The organism is Thiorhodococcus mannitoliphagus (assembly GCF_010915725.1).
Lineage (GTDB): Bacteria > Pseudomonadota > Gammaproteobacteria > Chromatiales > Chromatiaceae > Thiorhodococcus > Thiorhodococcus mannitoliphagus.
Genome location: NZ_JAAIJR010000143.1, coordinates 1 through 12,397, shown reverse-complemented (window position 1 = coordinate 12,397; position 12,397 = coordinate 1). Strand labels below are relative to the sequence as shown.

The 12,397-nt window shown below is 67.5% G+C and carries 7 protein-coding genes; 6 read left to right on the top strand and 1 reads right to left on the bottom strand.

The annotated features are described in order from the left end of the window. Positions 1-417: 417 nt before the first annotated feature. Positions 418-3,492, bottom strand: a complete 3,075-nt coding sequence (locus G3480_RS22150) for a cytochrome P460 family protein (RefSeq protein WP_164656154.1) — start codon at positions 3,490-3,492, stop codon at positions 418-420. A gap of 343 nt (positions 3,493-3,835) precedes the next feature. On the opposite strand from G3480_RS22150, the gene tagH reads away from it, so the two are divergent. The 6 genes from tagH to tagF form a co-directional block, all read left to right on the top strand. Beyond that, positions 3,836-5,317, top strand: coding sequence for a type VI secretion system-associated FHA domain protein TagH (tagH, locus tag G3480_RS22145; RefSeq protein ID WP_164656153.1), 1,482 nt, complete (start codon positions 3,836-3,838; stop codon positions 5,315-5,317). Positions 5,318-5,389: 72 nt separating this feature from the next. Beyond that, on the top strand, positions 5,390-5,923 hold the full coding sequence (gene tssJ, locus G3480_RS22140) for a type VI secretion system lipoprotein TssJ (RefSeq protein ID WP_240905979.1): 534 nt from the start codon (positions 5,390-5,392) through the stop codon (positions 5,921-5,923). A gap of 9 nt (positions 5,924-5,932) precedes the next feature. Then, positions 5,933-7,267, top strand: coding sequence for a type VI secretion system baseplate subunit TssK (gene tssK / locus G3480_RS22135; protein ID WP_164656152.1), 1,335 nt, complete (start codon positions 5,933-5,935; stop codon positions 7,265-7,267). Between the two features lie 3 nt (positions 7,268-7,270). Beyond that, entirely contained in the window at positions 7,271-8,665 is a 1,395-nt protein-coding gene (icmH, locus tag G3480_RS22130; protein WP_164656144.1) for a type IVB secretion system protein IcmH/DotU, read from the top strand. Beyond that, positions 8,662-12,225: a type VI secretion system membrane subunit TssM gene (tssM, locus tag G3480_RS22125; RefSeq protein WP_164656142.1), complete on the top strand. Its 3,564-nt coding sequence runs from the start codon at positions 8,662-8,664 to the stop codon at positions 12,223-12,225. Before icmH ends, tssM begins: the two co-directional genes overlap by 4 nt. Further along, positions 12,207-12,397: type VI secretion system-associated protein TagF (gene tagF, locus G3480_RS22120; RefSeq protein WP_338114201.1), on the top strand; the 191-nt coding region annotated here is incomplete at its 3' end. The genes tssM and tagF, both read left to right, overlap by 19 nt.

The window sequence follows — 12,397 nt, the reverse complement described above, 5'->3', positions numbered from 1 at the left end:
GGTTGAGAGTCCCGGTAACAGTCGATGCAACTTGTGACACGGAGCAGCGTCCGCTGTCCGCGCGGATGCGGCTCCCGTCCAACGAACCCCCAGCGGCCGAGATCCGGGGTCAGGTCTTCCCTTTTGCCCTTAGCCGCCGCGCTTCCCATTGGCAGCCCGCGTAGGGCGCAATAGCGCAGCGTATTGCGCCCTACGCACTGTCGTACACGAACGATGTCTCGACCGCGACGGCGGCCTCTTTGGATCTTCTGGTCCGCGCGCTGTCGAGACGCAGCCGCCGAGCGATGGCTGAGTGGTAGCGCCTGGCGCGGGGCCTGTCTCTTAGGCGCTAGGCAGGGGCTCGGGGCGATAGGCAGGTGCCCTCAGTTTGCCCTGCTCCATGGCATCAAGGGCTGGCCCGATCTTAGCGTCGACAGGTTACTGAACCCTGATTTGCGCGCGATTTGCGTCCGTTGTCGCGCCGCCCTTCGTAGCGATGGCGACCGCTCCGGTCGAGACCAGCTTCAGCTTCCAGTCCTCGGCGGCGCTGCCGTCGAGGTCGAGCCGGGCGGCGATGTAGCGCAGGCGCTCGGTGTCGCTGCCGGTGGCGGTGCAAAATCGGTCTTGCAGGAAGAAAGGCGGGGTCGCCTGGTAGTAGAGCGTGGCGCGCACCGAGGCGGGCTGCCCCTGCAGCGCTGAGCGTGCGATGCGATAGGTGAGCCGGTCGGCGCCGCCCGCGACATAGTCCGGATCGTCGCCGATGGCGGTGGAGCCGGCGTCGGCGGCGAGGTCGGGGCCGGCACCCAGGGCGCGGGCGATCTCGGTGCGCGCGGCCAGGTCCAGATAGCCGTGGGGCAGGATGCGGTTGTCCTTCACCTCGGCGCAGATGGAGAGGAAGCTGGTGGTCAGCTCGCCCGCTGGCGTCGCGTCGTGACCGCAGTTGGTCGGCCCCTGTGCCGGTGGCGTGCTGACCAGTTCCTGGTAAATCTGCGCCTGGTCCTGGGCGCTGATCACCTGATAGTGCGGCTGGTGAGCGCGGGTCTCGGGCGCGATGCGCGCGGAGCAGTCATCGCGCCACCAGAGTTCGCCGGCAATGGGGTTGCCTTCGGCGTCGATGATGAGACCCGCGCCATTGGTCCGCCCAGAGGCCCAGAGCACCTGGCCCTCGGCGTCGAGCACCTCGAAGCCGACGAAGGCGCGCCGAAATCCGACCCCGGACGGAAACTTGTGCCCGGCGAGATTCTCGATGCGCACCTGGGTCGAGAGATGGTCGTCTGTGAGCGTGGGGGTGCCGTCAATGCTGATGGTTGCGGTTGCGTGGGCGCCCTGATCGAGCATTGCCCGCTCGGTGCGCAGCAGCGGCTCCAGTCCCTTGGCGACCAGCATCGGGTCCTGCGTGCGCATCCCAAGTACCTCGGGGAACTGCTGGAACATCTCGATTAGGAAGACGTTGAGCCCGACCAGGGTGTGGCGGGCGAAGCCGTCGCGCTCGGGCAGGTCGATGGCCTCGGCGGGCAGGCTGTTGTCGCTGGCGGGGAAGCCGTCCAGTTCCTGAATCGCAGCGATCTTGCTGCGGTAGGGCGTGCCGTCCGGGGCGCGCGAGGGCATGTGGCAGCCCTGGCAGGACTGGGCGCGTGTGCCCGCGCCATGCGGCAGCGGTCCGTCGGGGCTGTCGCCGGTGCGGTAGGCGCTGAAGGCCCATTCGGGGTAGGTGGTCTGCTCGTAGACGTGCGCGAGCGTTTCGCCCTGGCGCAGCACCGGGAGGTGGACCGTGTGGCAGGTGCCGCAGGCCTCGGAGGATTGGATGGCGGCATTGTGCTCTGGGGTGATGCCGAGCGCATGCTGCATGGGCTTCGGCTTGGGGTCCTCGAAGGGGCCATAGAGCTGGTCCGGCGGGCCGACCAGGAAGCTGCCCGTGAAGGTGCGAGCGAAGCCGCTGGCGTCCGGGTTGAGCTGCTGCTGACGGCGCTCGATGCAGCGGTTCTGGGGTTGGTCGGCGTAGGCGCGGGTGGCAGCTTCGCCCAGCACCATGTGGTGGCAGGCCATGCAGGAGATGCCGTCGCGTGCCAGCGCGCCATAGCTGGCGTGGGCTGCGCCTGGGGCGTCGGACGGATAGGGCAGGGCGTCGACCAGGGCACGCTCGAAGGTCGCGCAGGCGTCTTTGGCGTCTGGCCCATTCGCGTCCGGCAAGTTATCGATCTGCCACTGACGCTGGCCGAGGATGCCGTGACAGCCGAGACAGGTGGTTTGCACCAGGTCGGCTTGGTCGGGATGGAAACGCTGGGTCTCGCTCGCGAGCTGGGCGAAGAAGATCGGGTCGCGTCCCGCGAGCCCCATCGGTGAGCTGCGCCAGGTGGCGTAGGGCGAGAGGTTGAGCAGGGCGTCGCCGTGGGGGTCGGGCGTGGTCATGTCGAACTGCAGACCGGTGCCCCCGGCGTCGTGACAGCCCAGACACTGGTCGCTGGTCAGATACTGGCTATGGACGTCCGGTCCGTCGGCGGGCATCCAGACATTGTCATAGGTCTGCGAGGGTAGGGCGATGGCGCTGAGATCGATGCGCGCGAGCGCGACGCCCTTCGCGCCCTCGGCGATGCCCGGCAGCTCGGCGAGGATCACCGCGTCGGTGTTCTCGCGCGGCTGGTCGACCGGCAGCGAGTCGTCGGCGTCCTCGGTCAGCAGCTCATGGTGTGCGGGGACCAGGCGCTGGCGCTCGAACCAGTCCTGCACCAGATAGACGTTGGGTTGTCCGCCGTAGCCGGCGACGTTCTTGAGGTCGGCGAAGGTCAGATTGTCGGCGGCCGAGGCATGACAGTTCACGCAGTATTGACCGAATCCCATGTAGGCGAGCCGGTTGCTCGGACCCGCCGGCCAGTCCGGGCTCCAGCCCGTCCAGCCGTACCAGCCCCAAAACCAGCCGTCCTTGGCCGTCCGGCTGTCGCGCACCATCACCGCCGCCCCGCTGGATGGCTTCAGGTGCTCGGGCGGCACCTCGGCGCAGCGCGCGGCGGGTGAGGGGTACATCTCCTTCACCATGATGGCGCCGTCGGGCACTGGGTCGCTGGCCCCGGCGGTGTCTCTGTCCTCGGCGGGCCGGTGCCGTTCCATCCAGGCGACCATCTCGGGGGCGTACCAGATCAGTACCGCGCCGTGGGTGCCGTAGGCGCTGCCGCTCCATTGGCCGTCTTCGCCGTCGGCGCGGCTGGCGACGAAGGGGCCTGTGTCGCGCACCCGCTTGTCGCGCACCCAGCCGGCGGCGCTGTCACGGTGACACCAATGGGACAGGAAATCGCTGAGCTTCTGCTCATACGCATCGAGTGGCAGGCCGCCAGGGTTGCGTACCAGCGGGGCGAGTGCCTGGCAGCGTGCCGGATCGCTCGGCAACAGCGGCTGTGGCTGGGCGGCCGGGCAGTCGGCTTGCGCCCGAGGGGCGTCGATGAGGAGCAGGATGGGTGCGAGCACAAGGAGTTGTCGAAGTGCGCTGCGGTGACCTGCGGGGCGTTGGTGTCGGCGCATGCTGTTCTCCTGGAGCGTCGCTCTGAGTATGACGGGTTTGGTGCGGATGCAAAGCGGTCTGGGCGCGCGGCGTCGGTGAGTCCGAAACCCGGTGCCCGCGCGCGGTGAGAGGGGGGGCGGCCGAGATGCCGAGCACCGATGAAGGTCTATCAATCCCTCGGAATGCCTGTCAATCCGCGAGAGCGCGACTTGTTTACTGGGGGGTAATGCGCTGCAATGAGGCGAGCGTCTCGCGAGACGATGATCATCGGCATTGCGCTTTGCCTGCGGCGGCGCCATGACCCACAACACCCTGAACAGGAGCCACTCGATTGTACCTGACCGTCGCTTCGGGAGCCTTTGCATGGAGCTGAGTCTTCGCGTGATCAACCGTGAGGGGCAGGCCTCCGACAGGGAGGTCACGCTCAGCCTCACGCAGGGCAGCCTCAGCATCGGGCGGGCCGTCATCAATGACCTCTGTCTCGATGATCCCGAGCGCGTCATTTCCGGGGAGCACGCCCGGATCGAGGTGCGCGAGGGCGGTGTCTGGGTCGTCGACACCAGCCGCAATGGCACCTATCTGAACAATGGTCCGGATCCCATCCCGCCGCACCAGTCCGTCGCCCTCTACGACGGGGACCAGCTCGGCATCGGGCCTTATGACGTGATCGTCGGCTTCGGCGGCGCGGAGGTCTTTCAGGCCGAAGAGATTCCCGACCCCTTTGGTGAGACGGGGAGGCGCGACCTGGGCGATCTCGCCCCGAGCGGGCCGTCCGCCGATATCCTCGACCTGCTCGATCCCGGTGGTTCGCAGGATCCCGGCGAGCTGCTCCCGGATCTGCCGTCCGAGCCCAATCTCCGCCAGGAGCCGTTCGCCGACGCATCCTCGCTCGACGCTGGGCTGGCGGGACCCGCGCCCGATGCGCCGGCACGCGGTGCGCCCCACCGCCATACGCCGGTCGAGCATGTCTTCTATCGCCCAGACGATCAGCGCGCCGTTCCGGACAACTATGATCTGCTGAATGACGCCTGGGTCGGCGGGGAGGCGCCAGCCCCGCACGCCGAGCAGCCCCCAAGCTCCCCAGAGGTGCCCTTCGAGTCGGACGCGCCTTTGAAGCCGCACGCCCACCCCGAGGTGGACGAGGATAAGACGGACGTTATTCCCGAGCTGCAGATCGAGCCGCCCGAGGTGGCGCCTGCGCCGCCAGTTCCCGAGCCGCCGCGCCCAGAGCCCTGCCAGGCAGCTGCCGCGTCAGGCGCCGAGCTGAGTGCCTTTCTTGCCGGTCTGGGCTGCGGTGAGCCAGGCGATATCGATGAACCCCAGGCCTTCATGCGGCTGTCCGGACAGCTGCTGCGCGCACTCGCGGCCGGACTGGTGCAGACCATGATCGGCCGGGCCCAGTTCAAGAGCGAGCTGCGCCTCGGTGTCACCAGCATCCGCGCGGCACAAAACAATCCCTTCAAGTTCTCGCCCAATACCGACGATCTTCTCGACCGCATGCTGTTTCGTCCGAGTCCAGGGTATCTTCCAGCGGTCGCGGCGGCGAGCGAGGCCTTCGACGACATCCAGGCCCATGAGATGGCGATGACCGCCGGGCTGCAGGCCGCGCTGCGCGCGCTCTTCGCGCGCTTCGAGCCGTCTAGGCTCGAACAGCGCCTCGGCCGCGCCTCCGGCTTGGATCAGGTGCTGCCGATGGCGCGCAAGGCAAAATACTGGGAGCTGTTTACCGAGGAGTACGAGAAGGTCGCGGCCGATGCGTCCGAGGACTTCATGCAGCTCTTCGAGGACGCCTTCGCGCGGGCCTATCATGATCAGATCGAGCGGTTGCGGGCGGCGCGGCGATGAGACGATGAGCCGAGTGAAGGGGCGATTTTGAGCCATAATCAGCCAGGTAGCTTGACACCTGAGGAGACGACCTTGGATATCCTCGCGAGCGCGCGGCGCCGACTGATCGTGACGGGACTCATGGCCCTCCCGGCCCTCTTGGCTGCGGGTTGCGGCAGCAAGCCCGACGTCAAGCCCGTGCCTCCGCCGGAGCCCCGGCCCGAGACGCCGCTGGACAAGTCGCCGCCTGTGTTGAACATCGAGATCCGCGCGGCCGCTGACGCCAATCGAGGCCCGAGCGGCAAGGGGCTGCCTGTCGTCGTTCGGGTCTATACCTTGAAGAGTCCGGGTGTCTTCACCACGACCGATTTCTACAGCCTCTACGATAAGGAGGGCGCGCTCCTGGGCGCGGACCTCATCGCTCGCGATGAGGTGACGCTGGCACCTGGGCAGTCACGCCCGCTCGAGCGGCAGCTGGACCCAGGTGCGGGCTATCTTGGCGCGGTCGCTGCCTTCCGCGACATCGATCACAGCCGCTGGCGTGAGACGCTGCGGTTGAATCCCGGGGTCGACAATCGGGTGCTGATCGAGGTTGGCGCCCGCGCGGTCTCCATTCGATACCAATAGGAGCGACCCTTGTCACGCGACAACAAGGTGCTGTGGTCGGAAGGGCTCTTCCTTCAGCCGCATCATTTTCAGCAGCAGGACCGCTATCTCGAGCACCTGGTCGGCGCCAAGTCCGGGCCGGGCATGCCTTATCCCTGGGGCCTGAGGCGACTGAAGATCGACGAAGAGCTGCTGGCCTTCGGCAAGGTGGCCCTGGTCGATCTCGCGGGTGTCCTGCCGGATGGCACGCCCTTCGACGCCCCGGCGAGCGATCCGCTGCCCGAGCCGCTCGAGCTGGATGAGACGAGCGCCGGCGAGGTGCTCTATCTCGTGCTGCCCCTGCGTCAGCCGGGTGCGGCGGAGAGCGGCACCGCGAGCGACGCCGAGACCATCCTGAGATACCGCGCGGCGGAGCTGAGGGTGCGGGACAACATCGCGGGCTCGGAGACCGAGGCCGTGGTCGAGGTCGGACGCTTGGGGCTGCGGCTGATGCTCGGGCGCCAGCCGCGCGACGGTTATGCCTGCTGCGGGATCGCCCGCATCCTCGAGTGCCGCGCCGATCGTCAGGTGCGCTTGGATGCCGGCTACATTCCGTCCTGTATCGACTTCCAGGTCGCTCGGCGGCTGGCGGATTTCGTCGAGGAGCTGACCGGGCTCATTCATCGCCAAGCCGAGTTGCGTGCCACGCGGGTGCGCGGCGTGGGGCGCGGCGGCGTCGCCGACTGGGCGGATTTCTTAATGCTACAGCTGCTCAATCGCGCCGAGCCCGTCGCCGCCCACCTGACCCAAGTGCGGGGGCTGCATCCGGAGGCCGTCTACCGCTATCTCCTTGGGTTGGCCGGTGAGCTGTCGACCTTCGCGAGCGACGACAAGCGCCCGCCGGACTTTGCGCCCTACAGACACGACGCGCTCGAGACCTGCTTCGGACCCTTGATCGACCGGCTGCGCGAATACCTCAATCGCGAATATGTCGAGCGGGCGATCGCCATTCCTATCCAGGAGCGCCAGTACGGCTTCCGCATCGCCTTGGTCGAGGATCGATCGCTCCTCGCCGCCTCGCGCTTCGTGCTGGCCGCGCAGGCCGCTCTGGACTCCCAAACGCTGCGCAACCGCTTCCCCAGCCAGGTCAAGGTCGGGCCGGTGGAGAAGATCCAAGAGCTGGTCAAGCTGGCGCTGCCGGGTATTGCATTGAGACCCATGCCCACGGCCCCGCTGGAGATCCCCTATCACGCCGGCTTCGACTACTTCGAACTGGACCGCAGCGGCGATTTCTGGAAACAACTCGCCACCGGCGGCGGCTTCGGCATGCACATCGGTGGCGACTTCCCCGAGCTGAAGCTCGAGCTTTGGGCCATTCGCGAGTAAGCCGTGACAGACGACGATCCCTTCCTCTCACCGGGTGACGCCGGTCCAACGGTCATTCGCCCCATCCCAGGCGGGCGGCGCGCGCCTGGGATGGCGCCGGGCTCGGTGTCACCGCCTGCGGTGCCGGCGCCTGCGAGCCTCCCTCCCAGCTTTCAGAAAATCGGCGAGGTGCCGGTCAATCTGGACAACCCCTTGGCGGCCTGCGCCGTCGGGCTGCTGACCCTGGCCGCCCAGTTGCGCGGCACCCAGTCGCATCCGGACCCCGATGGGCTGCGCGAGGGGCTCACGCGTCAGATGCGCGATTTCGAGACCTGCGCGCGCGCCAAGGGGCTGGTCGACGCCGTGGTCCTGCCCGCCCGCTATGTCCTCTGCTCCTTGATCGACGAGTCGGTGCTCGACACGCCTTGGGGCAGTCACAGCGTTTGGAGCAACCGCGGCCTGCTCATCAGCTTCCACAACGAGGCCTGGGGCGGGGAGAAGTTCTTCACGGCGCTGGATCGGCTGCTTGCCTATCCGGCCGGAAACATCCACCTGCTGGAGCTGATGTATCTCTGCCTGGCCTTGGGGTTCGAGGGTCGCTATCGCGCTCGCGAGGGCGGTCAAGGTCAGTTGGAGCGGGTGCGCGAACAGCTCTATCAGACCATCCGATCGCAGCGCGGCGAGCCCGAGACCGAACTCTCACCGCACTGGCAAGGGGTGACCCAGAAGCGCGATCCGCTCATCCATCAGATGCCGCTGTGGGTCTTCGGCGCCATTGCCGCCCTGATCCTGCTCGCGCTCTTCGCCTATTTCACCTTCGCGCTCAACCGCGAGTCCGATCCCGTCTACCTCTCGCTCGGCAACCTGGACAAGGGGCTGCCGGCGCTGACGGACCGTCCGCGCACGCGCATCCCTGTCGTCATTCCGGTGGATGAGCCGCCAGGTCCGCCGCCGCCCACGCTGCGCATCCTACTGGCCGAGGAGATTGCCGCCGATAAGCTGGAGGTGGTGGATCGGCCCCAAGGCCAGGTCGTCATCGTCCGCGGCGACGACCTCTTTCCCTCCGGGAGCAGCACCGTGCGCGCTCAGTACATCCCATTGCTCAAGCGCATCGCGGAGGCCTTGGCGCAGCTTCCCGGGGCCGTTCTGATAACGGGTCACACGGATAGCGTCCCGATCAAGACCCTGCGCTTTCCCTCCAACTGGCACCTGTCGCAGGCACGCGCCGAGAACGTGCGGGAGCTGCTGGTCCAGGTCGCTGGCAATGCGTCCAGATTCACGGCCGAGGGACGCGCGGACACCGAGCTGCGTGTCCCCGACAACCCCAAGGACGCGCGCAATCGGCGCGTCGAGGTCATGCTGATGACGCCGGCACGGCCGGTGACCGGCGTGTCCTCTGTCGCTGGAGTCGGCTCATGAAGGCGGTGCTCAAATTCTTTGTCTCCCGCCGTTTTCTGGTGATCCTCGGCCTGGTCGCGCTCGCGCTGCTCGTCTGGTTCGTCGGCCCCATGCTCAGCTTCGGCGGCACCGAGCCCTTGGCCTCGACGGGTCGTCGCTGGATGGTCATCGGCATGCTGATTGGTGTCTGGGGGCTCTCCCAGATCACCTCGGCAGTGCGCTCTCGCGCGCGCAACCGCAAGCTCATGGAGCAGCTCGCCTCGGGTCCCGAAGCAGAGGAAGACCCGGCTAAGGCGGCTTCGGAAGAAGAACTGCAGGCCCTGCGCGAGCGCTTCGATCAGGCCCTGGCGGCCCTCAAGCGCTCGGAGGGCAAACACAAGCTGGGCGGCCGCTGGGTCTACCAGCTTCCCTGGTATCTCATCATCGGCCCGCCAGGCTGCGGCAAGACGACGGCGCTGGTGAATTCAGGGCTGCGCTTCCCGCTGGCCGACGAACTCGGTCAGGACGCCATCCACGGCATCGGCGGTACGCGCAATTGCGACTGGTGGTTCACGGATGAGGCCGTGCTGATCGACACCGCCGGGCGCTATACCACGCAGGACAGCTATGAGCAGGTCGACAAGGCGGCCTGGCAAAACTTCCTGGAGCTGCTCAAGAAGCATCGGCCGCGGCGGCCGATCAACGGCGTGCTGGTGGCGGTCAGTTTCTCGGACCTCATGCAGCAGACCCAGGCCGAGCGCGGCGCCCACGCCAAGGCGATCCGCCAGCGTGTCCAAGAACTGTGCAAGGCCTTCGATATCGCCGTGCCTGTCTATGTGCTCTTCATGAAGGCGGACCTGGTCGCGGGCTTCACCGAGTTCTTCGCGGATCTGGGCAAGGAGGGGCGAGAGCAGGTCTGGGGCACGACCTTCAAGCTCGATCAAAGCGAGGGCGCGCCGTCCCCTATCAAGGCCTTTCGCGGGGAGCTGCAGGCGTTGCTCGAGCGGCTCGACCAGCGCCTGCTCGCGCGCATGGAGCAGGAGCGCGAGCCGCACAAGCGCGCGCTGGTCTTCAGCTTCCCGCGGCAGCTCGCCGAACTCGGCGAGGCGCTGGAACAGTTCCTGAGCGATGCCTTCGCGCCGTCGCGCTTCGAGATCCGTCCGCAGGTCCGTGGCGTCTATTTCACCAGCGGCACCCAGACGGGCACGCCCATCGACCGCATCCTGGGCGCCTATGCCGCCAACTTTGGCCTGGGCCGCCAGGGCGCGCTGCCGTTTCGGGGCACCGGCAAGAGCTTCTTCCTCACGCGGCTGCTGCGCGACGTCGTTTTCCACGAGGCCGGTCTCGCCGGGCTCAATCTGCGCATGGAGCGCCGCCGGGTGTGGCTGCGGCGCGGGGCCTATGCCAGCGTCGCGGCCGTCTTCCTGGTTGCGGCAGCGGCCTGGGCGACCAGCTATTCGCGCAATCGGCTCTATATCGAGGAGGTCGATGAGCGCGTTCTGGACATTGAGGCCCGGATCGACGCCTTGGCACCCGAGGAGCGCAATCCGTTGGGTGTCCTGCCACTGCTCGACGCGGCGCGCGCGATCCCGCGCGGCTATGCCGAACGCGACGCCGCTGTACCGCTGACCATGGGGCTCGGGCTCTACCAGGGCGAGAAGCTCGGCTCTCAGGCGCAGCGGGCCTACTTGCGCATCCTCAACAAGGCACTGCTGCCGCGCATCATCCTGCGCTTGGAGGAGCAGATCCGTCAGGCCGGCGGGGATCCCGAGTATCTCTACGACGCCCTAGGCGTCTACCTCATGCTCGCGAGCGACGAGCACTATGACGCCGAGGCCGTCCAGCTCTGGGTCGGGCGTGACTGGCAGAACAGCCTGCCGCGCGAGACGAGCACAGCGCAGCAGGAGTCCCTGCGGGATCATCTGGCCGCCTTGTTGGCGCGTCGGCCAACGTCCCTGCCGATCGAGCTGGACGGCACCCTGATCGCGGATGCCAGGGCCATCCTGAACCGCACGCCCTTGGCGGATCGCGTCTACGCCAGCCTCAAGCGCCGCGGCGTGGGGGACGATCTGCCGGACTTCACCATCACGGACGCCGGCGGAGACTTCGCCAAGCTCGTCTTCGTGCGCAGCAGCGGCCGTCCGCTCAATCAGGGCGTGCCCGCGCTCTATACCTATGACGGTTATTACCGCGGTTTTGCCGACGCCAGCGCGCGCATCATCGAGGGGACCGCGGCGGATAGCTGGATCCTGGGGCCTGAGGCGCGCCTCGAGCCCGACTCCGAGGAGGCGCGGCGGCTCTTCGAGGAGGTGCGCCGTCGCTACCTCAACGACTATGTGATCCAGTGGCAGACGCTGCTCGACGACATCGATCTGGTGCCCGTTCGGGACCTCCAGCACGCGGCCGAGGTCGCGCGCATTCTTGCCGATCCCAATGACTCCCCCATGCGTCGGCTGCTCATCGCGGCGGCGCAGCAGACCGCGCTGGATCGCAAGCCGGAGCAGGCCGAGGTCGGGGCCGCAGCAAGCGCCGAGGAGGCGGGCGGACTTGCCGGCTTCCGTCGTCGCGTGGACCGCTATTTCGAGTCCGACGCCCCAGCGTCGGGCGATGCCGAAGAGGCCCCCGAGGCCTATGTGACGCGCCGCTTCGCCTGGCTCCAGGATCTGGTGCGCGCCAACGATCGCGGTCAGGCACCCATGGATTCGGTGCTCGAGACCTTGAGCAAGCTCCATCTGCAGCTGCAGTCCACGGCGGCCGCCGTCTCATCGGGCCGCACGCCGCTGGTGTCCGCTGACTCCCCAGAGATGCAGGAGACGAGGGCGCTTGCCGGTCGCCTGCCGCCGGTGCTCGGAAAATGGCTGGGAACGCTCGCGCTGGACAGCTCCAACCTCTCCGCCAACCGCGCGCGTGCGCTGCTCAACAATATCTGGACCGCGGAGGTGCTGCCCTTCTGTCGCGAGGCCATCAACGACCGTTACCCCTTCGTGCGCGGCACCGAGCGTGAGACCACGCTCTTCGATTTCGGTCGACTGCTGGGGCCGGGCGGGCTCATGGACACCTTCTTCAAGGCGAACCTCATGCCCCTGGTCGATACCGCGCGTCCGACCTGGCGTTGGCTCGACGAGAACATCGGCATTCCCAATGAGGTGCTGGCGCAGTTCCAGCGCGCGGCGACGATTCGCGAGGCCTTCTTCATGAGCGGCGGCAAGACGCCGGACGTCACCTTCGAGATCAAGCCGGTGAGCATGGATTCCCGCGTCACCCAGTTCACGCTGGACCTGGGCGGGCAGATCCTCGACTACCGCCACGGGCCGCTGCGGGGTCAGACGCTGAAATGGCCGGCGCCCGAGGGTGTCGATCGTGTCCGCCTGGTCTTCGTCGATAGCACCGGCAGTGGTCCGAGCCTGACCGAAGAAGGACCCTGGGCCTGGTTCAGGGTGCTCGATCGCTCCTCGCTGCGTGCCACGCGGCAGCCGGAGAAGTTCGACGTGACCTTTTCGCTGGGCGGCTTGTCGGCGCGCTTCGAGCTGCGTGCGGTCAGCGTGCGCAATCCCTTCAAGCCCGACGAGGTTCGGGCCTTCAGGTGTCCGGGGCGGCTGTGAACGGCAAGGAGCAGCCGACCCCCGGCTTCTATGGCAAGCTGCCGGGCTTGGGCGACTTCGTCAGCCGGCGGCTCCCGGTCGACTTCACCCAGCCCTGGGACCTCTGGCTGCGCGAGTCCCTCGCCAGCAGTCAGGCACAGATGGGTGACGATTGGCTCAGCGCCTATCTGAC